This window comes from Hydrogenophaga sp. T2, from assembly GCF_049843535.1.
In the GTDB taxonomy this organism is placed as follows: domain Bacteria; phylum Pseudomonadota; class Gammaproteobacteria; order Burkholderiales; family Burkholderiaceae_C; genus Hydrogenophaga; species Hydrogenophaga crocea.
The window spans coordinates 276,839-293,764 of the sequence record NZ_JBBHZJ010000002.1; the positions used below are offsets into that span (position 1 = coordinate 276,839).

Genomic DNA, 16,926 nt, shown 5'->3' on the forward strand with positions numbered 1-16,926 from the left:
CGCTTCGGGGCTGTCGACCAGCCCCGGGTGTCGTCGCGACGAAGGAGTGAGCGTCGGGTGCCGACGGCTCAGCTCTTTTGCTTGGCTTCGACGTCGATGGTGCCCTTGTCGGCCGCGCTGTTCTGCGTGACCTGCTGGGGCGCCTGGCCCGCGGGGGCATCGGCGGCGTTCTGACCGCCTTCTTTCATGCCGTCCTTGAAGCCCTTGACGGCGCCGCCGAGGTCGGAGCCGATGTTCTTGAGCTTCTTGGTGCCGAACACCATGACGACGATCAGCAGGACGATGAGCCAGTGCCAGATGGAAAACGTACCCATGTCAATCTCCAGAGAGGGTGGGGTGAGCGCGAGCCCAAGCGTCGGATTCTAAGCCGCGCCCGGGGTTCAACCGATGACAGTGCAAGGGCCCGAGCGGGGCGAATGGTCAACCGCGCGCCCAGGGACGCGGGCCGCCCATGACGTGCACGTGCAGGTGGTGCACTTCCTGGCCGCCTTCAAGGCCCGTGTTGCACACGATGCGAAAGCCGCCTTCGGGGTAGGGGTTGCAGCCCTGCTCGAGCGCGAGCCGGGGCGCGAGCGTGAGCATGCGGCCCATGAGGCGTTCGTGTTCGGCCCCGATCTGGGCCATGGACGGGATGTGGCGCCGGGGCACGAGCAGGAAGTGCACCGGCGCCCAGGGGTTGATGTCGTGGAAGGCGTAGATGTCCTCGTCTTCATAGACCTTCTTCGACGGGATCTGGCCGGCGACGATCTTGCAGAAGATGCAGTTGGGGTCGTGTGCGCTCATGGTGTCCGGGGGTCAGCGGGGCATCGGGCGGTTGTCGTTCATGTTCACCATGCCGCGCACGATGCGGTAGAGGAACCAGAGCGAGATCAGGCCCCAGGCGATCCAGCCCGGCGCGATCAGCAACAGCCACAGCGGCGAGGTGACGAGGTAGAGGATGGCGGCCCAGATCACCGTGCGGATGCGCCAGGCGAAGTGGCTGGCCTGCCAGGTGCCTTCGGCATCGCCCTTCTTCACGAGGTCGATCACCAGCGCCACGATGAGCAGCGCCACACCGGGCTGCGTGGCCGGCAGCACGGCGCCCACGGCCACGATGAGGTGCAGCAGGTAGCTGAGCCAGCCCACGCTTTTGAGCGACTGGGCCTTTTCGCTGTCGGTGGTTTCCACGTCGATCACGTCGCTCATCGCCACACCCCTTTCAGGCGCTCATTCACCGGCCTCGCGCGCCTGCGCCTTGCGCAGCGCCTTTTCTTCGAGGCCGCTCAGGCCCTCGCGGCGCGCGAGCTCGGCCACCACCTCGGCCGGGCCCAGGCCGTAGTGGGCCAGGGCCACCATGCTGTGGAACCACAGATCGGCCACTTCGTTCACCAGTTTCTGCCGGTCGCCGCCGTGGTCGATGTCCTTGGCGGCCATCACGGCCTCGGTGGCCTCTTCGCCGATCTTCTTGAGGAAGGCGTCGGGCCCCTTGTGCAGCAGGCGTGCGACGTAGCTCTTCTCGGGATCGCCGCCGTTGGCAGGCTTGCGGCTTTCGATCACGGCGGCCAGGCGGGCCAGGTCGTCGACGGTGCTCATGGTGTTACTTGTAGATCGATTCCGGGTCTTTCAAGACCGGCTCGACAGTGATCCATTGCCCGTTCTCGTGGCGCTGGAAGAAACAGCTGTGCCGGCCGGTGTGGCAGGCGATGCCGGGCTCATGGCCGAGCTGCGTGACCTTGAGCAGCACCACGTCGTTGTCGCAATCGAGCCGGATGTCGTGCACGGTCTGCACGTGGCCCGATTCTTCGCCCTTGAACCAGAGCTTGTGGCGCGACCGGCTGTAGTACACGGCGCGGCCGAGCTCGGCGGTCTTCTGCAGCGCTTCGCGGTTCATCCAGGCGAACATGAGCACATCGCCCGTGGCGGCCTCTTGCGCGATCACGGGCACCAGGCCCTGCGCGTCCCATTTCACGGCATCGAGCCAGTCCATCAGCGCCTCACGGGAATGCCACGCTCGGCCATGCGCGCCTTGGCCTGGGCCACGGTGTACTCGCCGTAGTGGAAGATGCTCGCGGCCAGCACGGCGTCGGCGCCGCCCTGCTGCACGCCGTCGGCGAGGTGGTCGAGGTTGCCCACACCGCCCGAGGCGATCACGGGCACGCTCACGGTGTCGGCCACGGCACGCGTGAGCGCGAGGTCGAAGCCCGACTTGGTGCCGTCGCGGTCCATGCTGGTGAGCAGGATCTCGCCCGCGCCGAGCTCGGCCATGCGCTGCGCCCAGGCCACGGCGTCGAGGCCGGTGTTCTTGCGGCCGCCATGGCTGTACACGTCCCAGCCCTCGCCGCGCTGCGCAAGGTCCTCGCCCTGGCGGCGCTTGGCGTCGATCGCCACCACGATGCACTGCGAGCCGTACTTGTCGGACGCGTCGCGGATGACCTGCGGGTTGGCGATGGCGGCCGAGTTGAAGCTGGTCTTGTCGGCGCCCGCGTTGAGCAGGCGGCGCACGTCTTCGACGGTGCGCACGCCGCCACCGACGGTGAGCGGGATGAAGACCTGCGAAGCCACGGCCTCGATGATGGGCAGGATCAGGTCGCGGCCGTCGCTGGTGGCGGTGATGTCGAGGAAGGTGAGCTCGTCGGCGCCCTGCTCGTTGTAGCGGGCCGCGATCTCCACCGGGTCGCCGGCGTCACGCAGCTCGACGAAATTCACGCCCTTGACGACGCGGCCACCCGTGACATCGAGGCAGGGAATGATGCGTTTAGCGAGCATGGCATGCAGCCGATGGTTTTGCCGCCGGGCCGCCCCAAGGCAAAACGCGCCCCCTCGGGGGGCAGCGACCCGCGAAGCGGCGGAGCGTGGGGGCCATGTTCATCCGTTCAGCTCGTCGGCGAGCTTTTGCGCGGCCTCGAAGTCGAGGTCGCCGCTGTAAATGGAGCGGCCGCAGATCACGCCTTCCACGCCTTCGTCTTCCACCGCGCAGAGCTTGCGGATGTCCTCGAGGTTGGACAGGCCGCCCGAGGCGATCACCGGAATGGTCAGCGACTGCGCGAGCTTGACCGTGGCCTCGATGTTGATGCCCGTGAGCATGCCGTCACGGCCGATGTCGGTGTAGACGATGGATTCGACGCCGTAGTCCTCGAACTTCTTCGCGAGGTCGACCACTTCGTGGCCGGTGAGCTTGCTCCAGCCGTCGGTGGCGACCTTGCCGTCCTTGGCGTCGAGGCCCACGATGATGTGGCCGCCGAAGGCCGTGCAGGCGTCCTGCAGAAAGCCCGGGTTCTTGACCGCGGCGGTGCCGATGATCACGTAGCGCAGGCCGGCGTCGAGGTAGCGCTCGATGGTGTCGAGGTCGCGAATGCCGCCGCCCAGCTGCACGTCGACCTCGCTGCCGATCTCCTTGAGGATGGCGCGGATGGCCTGCTCGTTCTTGGGCTTGCCCGCGAAGGCGCCGTTGAGGTCAACGAGATGCACGCGGCGAGCGCCCTTGGCCACCCAGTTGCGCGCCATGGCGGCCGGGTCTTCGCTGAACACCGTGGATTGGTCCATGTCGCCTTGCTTGAGGCGAACGCAGTGGCCGTCCTTGAGGTCGATGGCGGGAATCAGCAGCATGGTCGTGGGCAGGCGCGAGCCGAAGGCTCAGGGGTTCCAGGAGAGGAAGTTGCGGTAGAGCGCGAGGCCTTGGTCGGCACTCTTCTCGGGGTGAAACTGGGTCGCAAAAATGTTATCGCGTGCCACCGCGGCTGCAAAGCGGCCGCCGTAGTCGCATTCGCCGGCGACATGGGCCGCCAGCGCGGGCGCAGCGAAGTAGCTGTGCACGAAGTAGAAGTAGCTGCCGTCGGGCACGCCGGCCCACACGGGGTGCGGCCGGGCCTGGAACACGCGGTTCCAGCCCATCTGCGGCACCTTGTAGCGGCTGCCGTCGGGCTGCAGACGGCCCTCGAGCCGGAAGCGACGCACCTCGCCGGGGATCAGGCCCAGACCGTCGGTGGGGCCTTCTTCGCTGCGATCCAGCAGCATCTGCATGCCCACGCAGACGCCGAACAGCGGCTTGTTCGCGCAGGCGTGCAGCACCGCGTCCATCAGGCCCGAATCGGCGAGCGCGCGCATGCAGTCGCCCATGTGGCCCTGGCCGGGCAGCACCACGCGCTCGGCGGCCATGATGTCGGCGGCCGACTGGGTGACGATCACGTCGACACCGCTGCCCTGCGCCGCGTGCATCACCGCCTGCGAAACCGAGCGGAGGTTTCCGCTCTCGTAGTCGACCACGGCGACCGTCCTGGCTTTCATCGCACAGAAAAGAAAAAGATCAGAGGGAGCCCTTGGTCGAGGGAATCGCGTCGCCCAGGCGGGCGTCGCGCTCGAGGGCCATGCGCAGCGCGCGCGCGAAGGCCTTGAACACGGTCTCGGCCTGGTGGTGCGCGTTCTCGCCGTGCAGGTTGTCGATGTGCAGCGTGACGCCCGCGTGGTTCACGAAGCCCTGGAAGAACTCGTAGGTGAGCTGGGTGTCGAAGCCGCCGATCATGCCGGCCTTGAAGGGCACGCGCATGTGCAGGCCGGGCCGGCCGGAGAAGTCGATCACCACGCGCGAGAGCGCTTCGTCGAGCGGCACGTAGGCGTGGCCATAGCGGCGGATGCCCTTTTTGTCGCCCACGGCGCGCGCGAAGGCCTGGCCCAGCGTGATGCCCACGTCTTCCACCGTGTGGTGGCCGTCGATGTGCAGATCGCCCTCGGCCTGGATCTCGAGGTCGATCAGGCCGTGGCGCGCGATCTGGTCGAGCATGTGATCGAAAAAGCCGATGCCCGTGGCGAGCACGGCGACGCCGGTGCCGTCGAGGTTGACGCGCACACCGATGCGGGTCTCGCTGGTGTTGCGCTGCACGCTGGCGGCGCGCTCACCGGGGCCCGGATCGGGAAAGGCGGGCGTGGGGGTGTTCATAGGGCGGTCTGCAAGGCGCGGAGGAGCTGGGTGTTCTCGTCGGGAGAGCCCACCGTGAGCCGCAGACACTGGGCCAGCAGCGGGTGCATTGTAGAAACATTCTTCACGAGCACGCCCTGGGCCTTGAGGGCCTCGAAGCTGCGCTTCGCATCGGGCACGCGCACCAGCACCATGTTGGCCTGGCTCGGGAACGGCGTGACGCCGGGCATGGCGGCGAGCGCGGCAATGAGCCGCTCACGCTGCTCGCGGATCTGCGCGGCCTGGCCTGCGAACACGTCGGCGTGTTCGAGCGCGAACAGCGCGCACTCGGCGTTGAGCACGCTCACGTTGTAGGGCGGGCGCAGCTTGTCGAACTCGTGCACCAGGGCCTGCGGCCCCACGAGGTAGCCGATGCGCACGCCCGCCAGGCCGAACTTGGACAGCGTACGCATGAGCAGCACGTGTGCGTTGGCCTCGGGCCGGGCGCGCATCTCGTCGAGCCAGGTGTGGCTGGAGAAGGGCTGGTAGGCCTCGTCCATCACCACCAGGCCGCCGAAGCTGGCGGCCTCGGCGATGAGGCGGCGGATCACGGCCGCGTCCCACAGGTTGGCCGTGGGGTTGTTGGGGTAGGCCAGGTAGGTGATGGCGGGGCGGTGCTCGCGCATGGCGGCCAGCATGGCGGCTTCGTCGAGTTCGAAGCCGGCCGTGAGCGGCACGCCGTGAAAGCCCAGGCCCTGCAGCTGCGCGCTCATGGCGTACATGACGAAGCCGGGCAGCGGCGCAAGGATGGTGGCGCCGGGCAGGTCGCAGCCCATGGCGATCAGCGAGATGAGTTCGTCAGAGCCGTTGCCCAGCATCAGCGCGTGGCCGGCCGGCAGGTCGATGTGCTGCTCGAGCGCGCGCTTGAGCTCGTCGATGCGCGCGCCCGGATAGCGGTTGATGGCCACGGCGCCGAGGCGGCGGCCGAGCTCGGCCTGCAGCGGCAGCGGCAGCGCGAAGGGGTTTTCCATCGCGTCGAGCTTGAGCATGCCGGCCGAGTTCTGGATCGCGTAGGCGTGCATGGACTGCACGTCCTGGCGGATGCGGGCCATGGGGTTGGTGTTCAAAGGCGTATTCATCGGGCACCTCGCATCGGGGGAACGTCGTTCAGGCGCAGTTCGGCCGCGCGCGCGTGGGCCTGCAGACCTTCGCCATAGGCGAGTTCGGCGGCCACGGTGCCGAGCGATTGCGCCCCCGCGGCACTGACCTCGATCAGGCTGCTGCGTTTCTGGAAGTCGTACACCCCCAGCGGCGAGGAAAAACGGGCCGTGCCGCTGGTGGGCAGCACGTGGTTGGGGCCGGCGCAGTAGTCGCCCAGGCTTTCGCTGGTGTACGCACCGAGGAAGATGGCGCCCGCATGCCGCAGCAGCGGCTCCCAGCGGTGCGGCTCGGCGCTCGAGACCTCGAGGTGCTCGGGCGCGATGCGGTTGCTGATGGCGCAGGCCTCTTCCATGCTGCGCGTGTGGATCAGCGCGCCGCGGTCGTTGAGGCTCTTGGCGATGATGGCCGCGCGCGGCATGGTGGGCAGCAGGCGGTCGATCGCGGCCTGCACGGCGGCTATGTAGGCCGCGTCGGGGCACAGCAGGATGCTCTGTGCGAGTTCGTCGTGCTCGGCCTGGCTGAACAGGTCCATGGCCACCCACTCGGCCGGCGTGCTGCCGTCGGCGAGCACCAGGATCTCGCTCGGGCCCGCGATCATGTCGATGCCCACGGTGCCGAACACGCGCTTCTTGGCGCTGGCCACGTAGGCGTTGCCGGGGCCGGTGATCTTGTCGACCTTGGGCACGGTGGCCGTGCCGTAGGCCAGCGCGGCCACGGCCTGCGCGCCGCCGATGGTGAAGGCGCGCGTGACGCCGGCCACGTGGGCCGCGGCCAGCACGAGTTCGTTGCGTTCGCCGCGCGCCGCGGTGGCCGCGCCGCTGCCGCCCGTGGCGACGCTGCCGCGCACCGGCGTGGGCACCACCATCACGATCTCGGGCACGCCGGCCACGTGCGCGGGCACGGCGTTCATGATCAGGCTCGACGGGTAGGCGGCCTTGCCGCCGGGCACGTAGATGCCCACGCGGTCCAGCGGCGTGACCTTCTGGCCCAGCAGCGTGCCGTCTTCGTCGCGATAGCTCCAGCCTTCGCCATTGGCCTTCTTCTGCGCCTCGTGGTAGCGGCGCACGCGCGCGGCCGCGGCCTGCAGGGCTTCGCGCTGCGCGGCGGGCAGCGCGTCGAAGGCGGCCTTGAAGTCGGCCTGGGTAAGCTCGAGTTCGGCCACGCTCGCGGCCTGCAGACCGTCGAAGCGCGCGGTGTATTCGAGCACCGCGGCATCACCGCGCCGCTGCACGTCGGCCAGGATGTCGGCCACGCGCTGCTCGATCGCATGGTCCGTCTCGCTCGACCAATGCAGGCGCGCCGCGAAGCGGGCCTCGAAATCGGCTTGGGCGGTGGACAGGCGAAGGGGCGTGGCGGCGGGGTTCATGCGGTGGCGGTCAGGACTGGATGGCGCCGGCGAAGGCGTCGATGAGGGGGCGCAGGCGCGCCTGTTTGAGTTTGAGGGCCGCCTGGTTCACCACCAGGCGGGAGCTGATGTCCATGATGCGCTCGACCTCCACGAGGTGGTTGGCCTTGAGCGTGTTGCCGGTGGACACGAGGTCCACGATGGCATCGGCCAGGCCGGTGAGCGGCGCGAGCTCCATGCTGCCGTAGAGCTTGATCAGGTCCACGTGCACGCCCTTGGCGGCGAAGAAGTCGCGCGCAATGGTGGTGTACTTGGTGGCCACGCGCAGGCGCGATCCCTGGCGCACGGCCGAGGCGTAGTCGAAATCGGCGCGCACGGCCACGCTCACGCGGCAGCGCGCGATGTTGAGGTCCAGCGGCTGGTACAGGCCCAGGCCGCCGTGCTCGATCAGCGTGTCCTTGCCGGTCACGCCGAGATCGGCGCCGCCGTGCTCCACATAGGTCGGTACGTCGGTGGCGCGCACCAGCACCACGCGCACGTCGTTCTGGTTGGTCGGCAGGATGAGCTTGCGCGACTTCTCGGGGTCTTCGAGCACCTCGATGCCGGCGGCGCGCAGCAGCGGCATCGTTTCGTCGAAGATGCGGCCCTTGGACAGGGCCAGCGTGATGGTCTGGCTCATTTGATGCGTTCGATGTCGGCGCCCAGGGCGCGCAGCTTCACTTCCATCTGGTCGTAGCCGCGGTCGAGGTGGTAGATGCGGTCGACGGTGGTCTCGCCCTCGGCCACCAGGCCGGCGATCACCAGGCTGGCCGAGGCACGCAGGTCGGTGGCCATCACGGTGGCGCCCGAGAGCTGGGGCACGCCTTCGACCATCGCCACCTTGCCCTCGGTCTGGATGCGCGCGCCCAGGCGCACCAGCTCGTTCACGTGCATGAAGCGGTTTTCGAAGATGGTCTCGGTGACCTTGCTGGTGCCGTCGGCCACCGCATTCACCGCCATGAACTGGGCCTGCATGTCGGTGGGGAAGCCGGGGTACTCGGTGGTGCGGAAGGTCTGGGCCTTGAGGCGGCCGTTGGCACGGATGCGGATGAAGGGGCCGGCGGCGTTCGAGCCGGCCTCGACCTCGGCGCCCGCGTCGGTGAGCTTGTCGATCACGGCGTCGAGGTGGTCGGCGCGCGCCTGGCGCAGCAGCACGTCCCCGCCCGTGGCGGCCACGGCGCACAGGAAGGTGCCGGTCTCGATGCGGTCGGCCACCACCTCGTGCGTGCAGCCATTGAGGCGTTCGACGCCCTGCACGTGGATGCGGCTGGTGCCGTGGCCTTCGATCTTCGCGCCCATCTTGATGAGCATCTCGGCGAGGTCGGTCACCTCGGGTTCCTGCGCCGCGTTCTCGAGCAGGGTCTCGCCCTCGGCCAGCGCCGCAGCCATGAGGAAGTTCTCGGTGCCGGTCACGGTGACCATGTCGGTGGCGATGCGCGCGCCGTGCAGGCGTCTGCGGCCCGCGGGCAGGCGCGCCACCATGTAGCCGTGTTCGACCACGATCTCGGCGCCCATGGCCTGCATGCCCTTGATGTGCTGGTCGACCGGCCGCGAGCCGATGGCGCAACCGCCGGGCAGCGAGACGCGCGCCGCGCCGAAGCGCGCGAGCAGCGGGCCCAGCACCAGCACCGAGGCGCGCATGGTCTTCACGAGTTCGTAGGGCGCCTCGGCCTTGAGCACGCCGCGCGCGTGCAGCAGCAGGCCGCCGCGCTCGCCCGCCACGTCCTCGGTGTGCACGCCCATGTGGGTGAGCAACTGGCGCATGGTGCTCACGTCGCGCAGGCGCGGCACGTTGGTGAGCGTCACGGGCTCGTCGGTGAGCAGCGCGGCGCAGAGCTCGGGCAGGGCCGCGTTCTTGGCGCCGGAGACGGTGATCTCGCCGCTGAGCTTGCGACCACCGCGGATCAGGAGTTTGTCCATGCGTGCTTCAGCCTTGTGCGGCCCATTCGGCCGGCGTGAGGGTTTTCATCGACAGCGCGTGCACCTCGTCGGTGTGCATGCGCTGGCCCAGCGTGGCATAGACCGCCTGGTGGCGCTGGATGGCGCGCTTGCCTTCGAAGGCCGGCGAGACGATCACGGCCGACCAGTGACGGCCATCGCCGGTGACCTCGATGTGGTCGCAGGGCAGACCGGCGGCGATGAGGGCTTGCAGTTGTTCGGCGTTCATGGGTTCAGTGGCGGACCTTGTAGCCCGTCTTGAGCAGGTGCAGCGCGAGCGCGCTGACCGCGGCCAGCGCTCCGCCCACCAGCAGCAGGCTGAGCCAGGGCGACACGTCGCTGCGGCCGAAGAAGCCGTAGCGGAAGCCGTCGATCATGTAGAAGAAGGGATTGAGGTGGCTCACCTTCTGCCAGAAGGCCGGCAGCGAGTGGATGGAGTAGAACACGCCCGAAAGAAAGGTCATGGGCATGATGATGAAGTTCTGGAACGCGGCCATCTGGTCGAACTTCTCGGCCCACAGGCCTGCGATGAGCCCGAGCGCGCCCAGCAGCGCCGCGCCCAGGACCGCGAACACCAGGATCCACAGCGGCGCCACCAGCGTGGGCTGCGCGAACCACCAGGCCACCACCATCACGCCTGCGCCCACCGCAAGGCCGCGCACGATGGACGAGCCCACGTAGGCCACGAACCACGCGCGGTGCGACAGCGGCGTGAGCAACAGGAAGACCAGGTTGCCCATGATCTTGCTCTGGATCAGCGAGGAGCTGCTGTTGGCGAAGGCGTTCTGCAGCACGCTCATCATCACGAGGCCGGGCAGCAGGAAGGCGGTGTAGTTCACCGACTCGTAGACCTGCACGCGGTCTTCGAGCACGTGCGCAAAGATCAGCAGGTAGAGCAGCGCGGTGAGCACCGGCGCGGCCACGGTCTGGAACGAGACCTTCCAGAAGCGCAGCACCTCTTTGTAGAACAGCGTTTGCCAGCCCGTCATGATTTACGCACCCCCACGCTCGGCACTGACGTGTCCTCGCTGCCCCCCGAGGGGGCTGCCTCGCCTGGGGGCGGCCCGGCGGCGGGGCGTGTGTTCGCGCCCGTGAGGTCGAGGAACACGTCCTCGAGGTCGGCCTTGCGCACCTCGATGTCCTCGGGCATCACACCGGCTTCGCGCAGGCGGGCCAGCACATGCTCCACGGCACGCGCATCGAGCGCGGGCAGTTGCACCACGCGGCCCGTGATGCGCGCCTGCGCCGCGATGTCGGCGGGCAGCGCGGCGTCGGTCTTGAAGCGCAACACGTTGGACGCGGCGCGCGCGAGCAGCGCCGAGGTGGATTCGAGCGCCACCACCTGGCCCTGCTTGAGCATGGCGATGCGCCCGCACAGGGCCTCGGCCTCTTCAAGGTAATGGGTGGTGAGCAGCACCGTGCTGCCGAGGCGCTTGTTCAGGCCCGAGACGAACTGCCACAGGGTCTGGCGCAACTCCACGTCCACGCCCGCCGTGGGCTCGTCGAGCACGATCACGGGCGGCTTGTGCACGAGCGCCTGGGCGATCAGCACGCGGCGCTTCATGCCGCCCGAGAGCTGGCGCATGTTGGCCGTGGCCTTGTCGGCCAGACCCAGGCCCGTCAGCAACTCGTCGATCCAGTCGTCGTTGCGGCGCACGCCGAAGTAGCCCGACTGGATGCGCAGGGTTTCGCGCACATTGAAGAAGGGGTCGAACACCAGTTCCTGCGGCACCACGCCCAGGTGGCGGCGTGCCTCGCGGTAGTCGGTGAGCACGTCGTGGCCGTGAACGACCACCCTGCCCTCGCTGGCGCGCGCGAGCCCGGCCAGGATGCTGATGAGCGTGGTCTTGCCCGCGCCATTGGGGCCGAGCAGGCCGAAGAACTCGCCAGGCTCGATGTCGAAGGACACCGAGCGAAGGGCGTGCAGGGGGCCACGGGTCGTGGCGTAGGTCTTGGAGACGTTCTGGAAGGAGACGGCTGGCATGCGCGGCGACACCGCTGGGTCGCCCGCGGCCCGCGGGACATCCGGGGCGGTGGCGAAAGCGGGATTTTACGGCCCGGGGCCTTTCCGCGGCGGCACCAGGGCCACCGCGGCCGGCTCAGGCGGTCAGCAACTCCTGCACGCCGTAGACGCGGACCAGGTCCTGCAGGCGCGGCGGCCACTGCCGCACCTGCAGCGTGCGGCCCTGCTGCTGCAGTTCGCGACGCAACTCCAGCAGCACCGCCACGGCCGACGAATCGAAGTGGCGCAAGGCGCCCGCATCGACCGTGACGGCCGCGCCGCCCTCGCCCCCTGCCACCGCCGCGCGCAACGCGCCCAGGGTGGCAGCGGCCTCGTCGAGCGTGAGGCGTTCGGGCAGGCGGGGCTCGCTCATCAGCTGGTCTTGGCCGTGGCGCTGGCCTTGTTGCGCTGGGACAGCGATTTGATCAGGCCGTCGATGCCGTTGGCGTTGATCTCCTGGGCGAACTGGTTGCGATAGGTTTCCACCAGCCACAGGCCGAGCACGTTCAGGTCGTAGATCTTCCAGCCGTCGCCCACCTTCTCGAGGCGGTAGTCGAGCTGGATGGGCTCGCCCTTGCCGCGCACCTCGGAGCGCACCACCACCTCGGTGTCTTCGGGGCGCATGCGCATGGGCTTGAAGCTCAGGGTCTGGTCGCGGACCTCGCCCAGCGCGCCCGAGTAGGTGCGCACCAGCAGGGCCTTGAACTCGGTTTCGAGTTGCTTCTGCTGCTCGGGCGTGGCCTGGCGCCAGCCGCGGCCCACCGCGGACGCGGTCATGCGCGTGAAGTTCACGTTGGGCATGATCTTGCTGTCGACCAGCGCCATGATCTTGTTCATGTCGCCGGCGCGGATCGCGGGATCGGTCTTGATGGTGTCGAGCACCTCGGTGGAGATGCGCTTGACCAGGGCATCGGGCGCTTCCGAGGCCGCGGCCGGCAGGCTCCAGGCCATCGCGGCCAGCGTGAGGCCGGCGATCCAGGCGCGTCGTTGCAGCAGGTTCTTCGTCATCGTGTGTTTCTCCGTGGCGGCCTTTTGGGCCGGGAAGACATCCTAGGGCTCAGAGCAGACGCTTCTGTGTCGGGTTCCGGGCCAAAGGTTGCGAGTCGTATCGCTGGTTTGCGCTCACTCTCGCGTCAGTTCCCGTTGCCCAGGCCGATGCCTTTGTCGATCATGTCGTTGATCTGGGTCTGGCGACGGCTGAGGTAGAAGTCGCGGGTGAAGCTGTACTTGTCGAGCGCTGCGTCGTCGAGCAGGTTGGACGCACGCAGCAGCTGCGCGCGCGTGTCCACGATGCGCAGGGCATAGAGGCTGTTTCGGGTGGGCACGTGGTCCACGTAGGCCACCGGATCGCCCGCGGCGTCGGCCACCATGCCCACGCTGTCGCGCGCGGTCGACGGGCCCAGCAGCGGCCACACCACGTACGGGCCCGAGGGCACGCCCCAGCGGCCCATGGTCTGGCCGAAGTCGATGCGGCTGCGCGGAATGCCCGCCTCGCTCGCGATGTCGAGCAGGCCACCGAAGCCGAGCACGGTGTTGACGCCGAAGCGCATGAGGTTCTCGCCGCTTTCGCGCGGGCGCAGCTGCAGGCCCGCGTTCACCGCCGACCACAGGTCCCCCAGGTTGCTGAAGAAGTTGTTCACGCCGGTGCGCACCGGGCTGGGCGTGACCTTCACGTAGGCCGTGGCCACGGGCTTGAACACCGCTTCATCGGCGGCGTCGTTGAAGCGCTGGACCTGGCGGTTGAAGGGTTCGAGCGGATCGCGCGGATCGGCGTCGGGGCCGGTGGCGCAGCCGCCCAGGGCGACCAGGGCGGTGGCGGCGAGCGCAGGGCGCAGGGCGGGCAAGGGGGACGGCAGGTTCATGGTGGGTCTCCCAGCGAGAGGGTCACTGCGAGGTCGAAGGGGCGCCGGGGGCCGCCGGCTTGCTGTCGGCCCCTTCGGCGGCGCGGTTGAACAGGAACTGGCCGATGAGATTCTCCAGCACCAGGGCCGACTGCGTCTGCGTGACCACGGCACCGTCGGCGAGGTTGTCGGGGTCGCCCCCGGCCTCGATGCCGATGTACTGGTCGCCCAGCAGGCCGCTGGTGAGGATCTTCATCGAGCTGTCCTTGGGAAAGGCGTAGCGCTTCTGCAGCGAGAGCGTGATGCTGGCCTGGAAGGTCTTGTCGTCGAAGCCGATGTTCTCGACCCGGCCCACCACCACGCCGGCGCTGCGCACCGCGGCGCCGGGCTTGAGGCCGCCGGCGTTGTCGAAGCGCGCGGTGACGCGGTAGGTGGGCTCGAAGTTCAGGCTCAGCAGGTTGGCCGATTGCAGCGCGAGGAACAGGATGGCCGCCCCGCCGATGAGCACGAAGAGGCCGACCCAGAAATCGTTCTTGGAGGAGGTCATGGTGTTTCTCCAGGGATGCTCAGATGCTGAACATCATGGCGGTGAGCACGAAATCGAGCCCGAGCACGGTGAGCGAGGCCATCACCACGGTGCGGGTGGTGGCGCGCGACACGCCCTCGGGCGTGGGGCGTGCGAGGTAACCCTGCAGCAGCGCGATGAAAGTGACGGCGAAGCCGAACACGACGCTCTTGATGACGCCGTTGCCGACATCGGCCCAGACATCGACGCCGCTCTGCATCTGGCTCCAGAAGGCGCCACCGTCGAGGCCGATGAGGCCCACGCCCACCAGCCAGCCGCCGATGACGCCGACCGCGCTGAACACGGCGGCCAGCAGCGGCATGGTGATCACGCCGGCCCAGAAGCGCGGCACGAGCACGCGGCGCACCGGGTCCACGGCCATCATTTCCATGGCGCTGAGCTGCTCGCCGGCCTTCATGAGGCCGATCTCGGCGGTGAGCGAGGTGCCCGCGCGGCCCGCGAACAGCAGCGCGCTAACCACCGGCCCGAGCTCGCGCACCAGCGAGAGCGCCACCAGCACGCCGAGCGCGTCGGTGGCGCCATAGCGCTGCAGCGTGTAGTAGCCCTGCAGACCGAGCACGAAGCCCACGAACAGGCCCGACACGCCGATGATGGACAGCGAGTGGTTGCCCAGGAAATGGATCTGGTCGCGCACCAGGCCGAAGCGGCGCAGGGCCACGCCCGCCAGCGCCACGAGGCGAAGGAACAGCCGGGCACCGAAACCCAGCGCCGTGAGCCACAGGCGCACGGCGCGGCCGACGCGGGCGGGGTGCAGGGGGCTCATCGCGCGCCTCCGGGGCCGAAGTCGTCGGCGAGCGAGGGGGCCGGGTGGTGGAAACGCACCGGGCCTTCGGGCCGCGCATTCACGAACTGGGCCACCAGGGGGTCGTCGCTGTGGCGCACGTCGTCGGGCGTGCCCTGCGCGGCGATGCGGCCGTTGGCCAGCACGATCACCTGGTCGGCGATGGCGAAGGTTTCGTCGAGGTCGTGCGAGACCACGATGCTCGTGAGGCCCATGGCGTCGTTGAGTTCGCGGATCAGGCGCGAGGCGGTGCCCAGCGAGATCGGGTCGAGGCCGGCGAAGGGCTCGTCGTACATCACGAGCTCGGGGTCGAGCGCGATGGCGCGGGCCAGTGCCACGCGCCGCGCCATGCCGCCCGAGAGTTCGCTGGGCATGAGGTTTCGCGCGCCGCGCAGGCCCACGGCGTTGAGCTTCATGAGCACGATGTCGCGCACCAGCGGCTCGGGCAGCCGGGTGTGCTCGCGCAGCGGGAAGGCCACGTTGTCGAACACGCTCATGTCGGTGAACAGCGCACCGAACTGGAACAGCATGCCCATGCGGCGGCGTGCCGCGTAGAGCGCGCGCGGGTCCATGGTGGTGACGTCGACGCCATCGAACAGGGTCTGGCCGCGCTGGGCGCGGATCTGCCCGCCGATGAGGCGCAGCACCGTGGTCTTGCCACCGCCCGAGGCACCCATGAGCGCCGTGACCTTGCCGCGCGGCACGGTCAGCGAGATGTCGTCGAGGATGACGCGCTCACCGTAGCCGAAGGTGAGCCCGCGCAGTTCGACCAGCGGGGGTGGGGAGGCGGTGTTCATCAATGAAAAGCCGGGCGTGAAACCCGGCCGCCGCATGATACGGGAATCGGCTCAACCCGATTTCCGTATCCCCTTACAGATTGGTAATCGTCTGTTCAGCGCGGCAGGTCGGAGTAGCCCATGAGGAATTCGTCGACCGCGCGCGCGGCCTGGCGGCCTTCGCGGATGGCCCAGACCACCAGCGACTGGCCACGGCGCATGTCGCCGGCGGCGAACACCTTGGCCACATTGGTGGCGTAGCCGCCCGTGAAGTCGGTGCTGGCGCGGGCGTTGCCGCGCGCGTCCTTGTCGACGCCGAAGGCCTCGAGCACGCTGGCCACGGGGTTGGTGAAGCCCATGGCGAGCAGCACCAGGTCGGCCTTGTATTCCTTCTCGGTGCCCGGCACCTCGACGAACTTGCCGTCCTTGAATTCGACGTGCACGGTCTTGAGGCCGGTGAGCTTGCCGTTCTTGCCGATGAATTCCTTGGTGGACACCGCGAACTCGCGCACGCAGCCCTCTTCGTGGCTGGAGCTGGTGCGCAGCTTGAGCGGCCAGTAGGGCCACACCAGGGGCTTGTTTTCCTGCTCGGGCGGCTGGGGCATGACCTCGAACTGGGTCACGCTCGCAGCGCCGTGGCGGTTGCTGGTGCCCACGCAGTCGGAACCGGTGTCGCCGCCGCCGATCACGATCACGTGCTTGCCGTCGGCGCGCAGCTGGCCCTTGAGCTTGTCGCCCGCGTTGACCTTGTTCTGCTGCGGCAGGAACTCCATGGCGAAGTGCACGCCATCGAGCTCGCGGCCGGGCACGGGCAGGTCGCGGCTCTGTTCGGCGCCGCCCGTGAGCAGCACGGCGTCGAACTCGCTCTTGAGCTGCTCGGCGCTCACGGTTTCCTTGGCCCAGTTGGTGACCTTGCTGCCCGCGGGCATGGCGCCCACGAGCACGCCGGTGCGGAACACCACGCCTTCGGCCTCCATCTGCGCCACGCGGCGGTCGATGTGCGACTTCTCCATCTTGAAGTCGGGAATGCCGTAGCGCAGCAGGCCACCCACGCGGTCGTTCTTCTCGAACACGGTCACATCGTGGCCGGCGCGCGCGAGCTGTTGCGCCGCTGCCAGGCCCGCGGGGCCCGAACCCACCACGGCCACCTTCTTGCCGGTCTTGTGGCGCGCGGGCTGCGGCTGCACCCAGCCTTCGGCCCAGGCCTTGTCGATGATCGCGTGCTCGATCGACTTGATGCCCACGGCGTCGTCGTTCACGTTGAGCGTGCAGGCGGCCTCGCAGGGCGCGGGGCAGATGCGGCCGGTGAACTCGGGGAAGTTGTTGGTGCTGTGCAGCACCGTGATGGCGTTCTTCCAGTCGCCCTGGTACACGAGGTCGTTGAAGTCCGGAATGATGTTGTTGACCGGGCAGCCGTTGTTGCAGAACGGCGTGCCGCAGTCCATGCAGCGCGCGCCCTGCACTTTGGCCTGCGCTTCATCGAGGCCGACAACGAACTCCTTGTAGTGCTTGAGCCGCTCGGGCACGGGCTTGTAGCCCTCTTCGATGCGCTCGAATTCCATGAAGCCGGTGACTTTTCCCATGGTG

At 68.7% G+C, this 16,926-nt stretch carries 23 protein-coding genes; all 23 read right to left on the minus strand.

Annotation, left to right across the window (positions count from 1 at the left end; genetic code table 11):
- Window positions 1-68 precede the first annotated feature (68 nt).
- The gene (tatA, locus tag WDZ95_RS04895) at window positions 69-314 is read right to left on the minus strand and encodes a Sec-independent protein translocase subunit TatA (RefSeq protein ID WP_425776627.1); all 246 of its coding nucleotides are present in this window, start codon (window positions 312-314) and stop codon (window positions 69-71) included.
- A gap of 106 nt (window positions 315-420) precedes the next feature.
- Window positions 421-783: a histidine triad nucleotide-binding protein gene (locus WDZ95_RS04900; protein WP_166230452.1), complete on the minus strand. Its 363-nt coding sequence runs from the start codon at window positions 781-783 to the stop codon at window positions 421-423.
- A gap of 12 nt (window positions 784-795) precedes the next feature.
- Window positions 796-1,185, minus strand: coding sequence for a DUF4870 family protein (locus WDZ95_RS04905; protein WP_166230450.1), 390 nt, complete (start codon window positions 1,183-1,185; stop codon window positions 796-798).
- A 21-nt stretch (window positions 1,186-1,206) separates the two neighbouring features.
- Window positions 1,207-1,572, minus strand: coding sequence for a phosphoribosyl-ATP diphosphatase (locus WDZ95_RS04910; RefSeq protein WP_166230448.1), 366 nt, complete (start codon window positions 1,570-1,572; stop codon window positions 1,207-1,209).
- A gap of 4 nt (window positions 1,573-1,576) precedes the next feature.
- Entirely contained in the window at window positions 1,577-1,966 is a 390-nt protein-coding gene (gene hisI, locus WDZ95_RS04915) for a phosphoribosyl-AMP cyclohydrolase (protein ID WP_425776630.1), read from the minus strand.
- Window positions 1,966-2,745: an imidazole glycerol phosphate synthase subunit HisF gene (hisF, locus tag WDZ95_RS04920; RefSeq protein ID WP_166230444.1), complete on the minus strand. Its 780-nt coding sequence runs from the start codon at window positions 2,743-2,745 to the stop codon at window positions 1,966-1,968. Before hisF ends, hisI begins: the two co-directional genes overlap by 1 nt.
- Before the next feature lie 99 nt (window positions 2,746-2,844).
- Window positions 2,845-3,585 (minus strand): 1-(5-phosphoribosyl)-5-[(5-phosphoribosylamino)methylideneamino]imidazole-4-carboxamide isomerase, encoded by a 741-nt coding sequence (gene hisA / locus WDZ95_RS04925; protein ID WP_425776632.1) that lies wholly within the window; start codon window positions 3,583-3,585, stop codon window positions 2,845-2,847.
- Window positions 3,586-3,612: 27 nt separating this feature from the next.
- Window positions 3,613-4,263, minus strand: coding sequence for an imidazole glycerol phosphate synthase subunit HisH (hisH, locus tag WDZ95_RS04930; RefSeq protein WP_425776634.1), 651 nt, complete (start codon window positions 4,261-4,263; stop codon window positions 3,613-3,615).
- A gap of 19 nt (window positions 4,264-4,282) precedes the next feature.
- Complete coding sequence (gene hisB / locus WDZ95_RS04935) at window positions 4,283-4,912, minus strand: imidazoleglycerol-phosphate dehydratase HisB (RefSeq protein WP_166230438.1); 630 nt, start codon at window positions 4,910-4,912, stop codon at window positions 4,283-4,285.
- Window positions 4,909-6,009, minus strand: a complete 1,101-nt coding sequence (gene hisC, locus WDZ95_RS04940) for a histidinol-phosphate transaminase (protein ID WP_425776636.1) — start codon at window positions 6,007-6,009, stop codon at window positions 4,909-4,911. Before hisC ends, hisB begins: the two co-directional genes overlap by 4 nt.
- Window positions 6,006-7,397 carry a histidinol dehydrogenase gene (gene hisD / locus WDZ95_RS04945; RefSeq protein ID WP_425776638.1) on the minus strand — a complete coding sequence of 464 codons (1,392 nt, stop codon included), beginning with the start codon at window positions 7,395-7,397 and terminating at the stop codon, window positions 6,006-6,008. Before hisD ends, hisC begins: the two co-directional genes overlap by 4 nt.
- Window positions 7,398-7,407: 10 nt before the next feature.
- On the minus strand, window positions 7,408-8,055 hold the full coding sequence (gene hisG / locus WDZ95_RS04950) for an ATP phosphoribosyltransferase (protein ID WP_425776640.1): 648 nt from the start codon (window positions 8,053-8,055) through the stop codon (window positions 7,408-7,410).
- On the minus strand, window positions 8,052-9,335 hold the full coding sequence (gene murA, locus WDZ95_RS04955) for a UDP-N-acetylglucosamine 1-carboxyvinyltransferase (RefSeq protein ID WP_425776642.1): 1,284 nt from the start codon (window positions 9,333-9,335) through the stop codon (window positions 8,052-8,054). Before murA ends, hisG begins: the two co-directional genes overlap by 4 nt.
- Before the next feature lie 7 nt (window positions 9,336-9,342).
- A complete protein-coding gene (locus tag WDZ95_RS04960) occupies window positions 9,343-9,582 on the minus strand; it encodes a BolA family protein (RefSeq protein WP_166230428.1) in 240 nt (79 codons plus the stop codon).
- A 4-nt stretch (window positions 9,583-9,586) separates the two neighbouring features.
- Entirely contained in the window at window positions 9,587-10,342 is a 756-nt protein-coding gene (locus WDZ95_RS04965) for an ABC transporter permease (protein WP_425776644.1), read from the minus strand.
- Window positions 10,339-11,337, minus strand: a complete 999-nt coding sequence (locus tag WDZ95_RS04970) for an ABC transporter ATP-binding protein (protein ID WP_425776646.1) — start codon at window positions 11,335-11,337, stop codon at window positions 10,339-10,341. The genes WDZ95_RS04965 and WDZ95_RS04970 overlap by 4 nt, the downstream gene beginning before the upstream one ends.
- 115 nt (window positions 11,338-11,452) lie before the next feature.
- Window positions 11,453-11,728: an STAS domain-containing protein gene (locus tag WDZ95_RS04975; protein WP_287468062.1), complete on the minus strand. Its 276-nt coding sequence runs from the start codon at window positions 11,726-11,728 to the stop codon at window positions 11,453-11,455.
- A complete protein-coding gene (locus tag WDZ95_RS04980) occupies window positions 11,728-12,363 on the minus strand; it encodes an MlaC/ttg2D family ABC transporter substrate-binding protein (RefSeq protein WP_166230420.1) in 636 nt (211 codons plus the stop codon). The genes WDZ95_RS04975 and WDZ95_RS04980 overlap by 1 nt, the downstream gene beginning before the upstream one ends.
- 125 nt (window positions 12,364-12,488) lie before the next feature.
- On the minus strand, window positions 12,489-13,217 hold the full coding sequence (locus WDZ95_RS04985; protein WP_166230418.1) for an MlaA family lipoprotein: 729 nt from the start codon (window positions 13,215-13,217) through the stop codon (window positions 12,489-12,491).
- A gap of 22 nt (window positions 13,218-13,239) precedes the next feature.
- Window positions 13,240-13,743 carry an outer membrane lipid asymmetry maintenance protein MlaD gene (mlaD, locus tag WDZ95_RS04990; protein ID WP_166230416.1) on the minus strand — a complete coding sequence of 168 codons (504 nt, stop codon included), beginning with the start codon at window positions 13,741-13,743 and terminating at the stop codon, window positions 13,240-13,242.
- Window positions 13,744-13,762: 19 nt separating this feature from the next.
- Window positions 13,763-14,545 (minus strand): lipid asymmetry maintenance ABC transporter permease subunit MlaE, encoded by a 783-nt coding sequence (mlaE, locus tag WDZ95_RS04995; RefSeq protein WP_425776650.1) that lies wholly within the window; start codon window positions 14,543-14,545, stop codon window positions 13,763-13,765.
- Window positions 14,542-15,360 carry an ABC transporter ATP-binding protein gene (locus tag WDZ95_RS05000; protein ID WP_425776652.1) on the minus strand — a complete coding sequence of 273 codons (819 nt, stop codon included), beginning with the start codon at window positions 15,358-15,360 and terminating at the stop codon, window positions 14,542-14,544. Before WDZ95_RS05000 ends, mlaE begins: the two co-directional genes overlap by 4 nt.
- Window positions 15,361-15,455: 95 nt before the next feature.
- Window positions 15,456-16,922: a glutamate synthase subunit beta gene (locus WDZ95_RS05005; protein ID WP_425776654.1), complete on the minus strand. Its 1,467-nt coding sequence runs from the start codon at window positions 16,920-16,922 to the stop codon at window positions 15,456-15,458.
- Window positions 16,923-16,926: the final 4 nt, after the last annotated feature.

Excerpts from the sequence above, each read along its gene's own strand:
- WDZ95_RS04900 (WP_166230452.1), bottom strand. The coding sequence starts at position 783 with ATGAGCGCACACGACCCCAACTGCATCTTCTGCAAGATCGTCGCCGGC.
- tatA (WP_425776627.1), bottom strand. The coding sequence starts at position 314 with ATGGGTACGTTTTCCATCTGGCACTGGCTCATCGTCCTGCTGATCGTC.
- WDZ95_RS04980 (WP_166230420.1), bottom strand. The coding sequence starts at position 12,363 with ATGACGAAGAACCTGCTGCAACGACGCGCCTGGATCGCCGGCCTCACG.
- WDZ95_RS04960 (WP_166230428.1), bottom strand. The coding sequence starts at position 9,582 with ATGAACGCCGAACAACTGCAAGCCCTCATCGCCGCCGGTCTGCCCTGC.
- WDZ95_RS04970 (WP_425776646.1), bottom strand. The coding sequence starts at position 11,337 with ATGCCAGCCGTCTCCTTCCAGAACGTCTCCAAGACCTACGCCACGACC.
- hisG (WP_425776640.1), bottom strand. The coding sequence starts at position 8,055 with ATGAGCCAGACCATCACGCTGGCCCTGTCCAAGGGCCGCATCTTCGAC.
- hisC (WP_425776636.1), bottom strand. The coding sequence starts at position 6,009 with ATGAATACGCCTTTGAACACCAACCCCATGGCCCGCATCCGCCAGGAC.
- WDZ95_RS04985 (WP_166230418.1), bottom strand. The coding sequence starts at position 13,217 with ATGAACCTGCCGTCCCCCTTGCCCGCCCTGCGCCCTGCGCTCGCCGCC.
- WDZ95_RS04965 (WP_425776644.1), bottom strand. The coding sequence starts at position 10,342 with ATGACGGGCTGGCAAACGCTGTTCTACAAAGAGGTGCTGCGCTTCTGG.
- WDZ95_RS04905 (WP_166230450.1), bottom strand. The coding sequence starts at position 1,185 with ATGAGCGACGTGATCGACGTGGAAACCACCGACAGCGAAAAGGCCCAG.
- hisD (WP_425776638.1), bottom strand. The coding sequence starts at position 7,397 with ATGAACCCCGCCGCCACGCCCCTTCGCCTGTCCACCGCCCAAGCCGAT.
- WDZ95_RS04975 (WP_287468062.1), bottom strand. The coding sequence starts at position 11,728 with ATGAGCGAGCCCCGCCTGCCCGAACGCCTCACGCTCGACGAGGCCGCT.
- hisH (WP_425776634.1), bottom strand. The coding sequence starts at position 4,263 with ATGAAAGCCAGGACGGTCGCCGTGGTCGACTACGAGAGCGGAAACCTC.
- WDZ95_RS05005 (WP_425776654.1), bottom strand. The coding sequence starts at position 16,922 with ATGGGAAAAGTCACCGGCTTCATGGAATTCGAGCGCATCGAAGAGGGC.
- mlaE (WP_425776650.1), bottom strand. The coding sequence starts at position 14,545 with ATGAGCCCCCTGCACCCCGCCCGCGTCGGCCGCGCCGTGCGCCTGTGG.
- hisF (WP_166230444.1), bottom strand. The coding sequence starts at position 2,745 with ATGCTCGCTAAACGCATCATTCCCTGCCTCGATGTCACGGGTGGCCGC.
- hisA (WP_425776632.1), bottom strand. The coding sequence starts at position 3,585 with ATGCTGCTGATTCCCGCCATCGACCTCAAGGACGGCCACTGCGTTCGC.
- WDZ95_RS04910 (WP_166230448.1), bottom strand. The coding sequence starts at position 1,572 with ATGAGCACCGTCGACGACCTGGCCCGCCTGGCCGCCGTGATCGAAAGC.
- murA (WP_425776642.1), bottom strand. The coding sequence starts at position 9,335 with ATGGACAAACTCCTGATCCGCGGTGGTCGCAAGCTCAGCGGCGAGATC.
- mlaD (WP_166230416.1), bottom strand. The coding sequence starts at position 13,743 with ATGACCTCCTCCAAGAACGATTTCTGGGTCGGCCTCTTCGTGCTCATC.
- hisI (WP_425776630.1), bottom strand. The coding sequence starts at position 1,966 with ATGGACTGGCTCGATGCCGTGAAATGGGACGCGCAGGGCCTGGTGCCC.
- WDZ95_RS05000 (WP_425776652.1), bottom strand. The coding sequence starts at position 15,360 with ATGAACACCGCCTCCCCACCCCCGCTGGTCGAACTGCGCGGGCTCACC.
- hisB (WP_166230438.1), bottom strand. The coding sequence starts at position 4,912 with ATGAACACCCCCACGCCCGCCTTTCCCGATCCGGGCCCCGGTGAGCGC.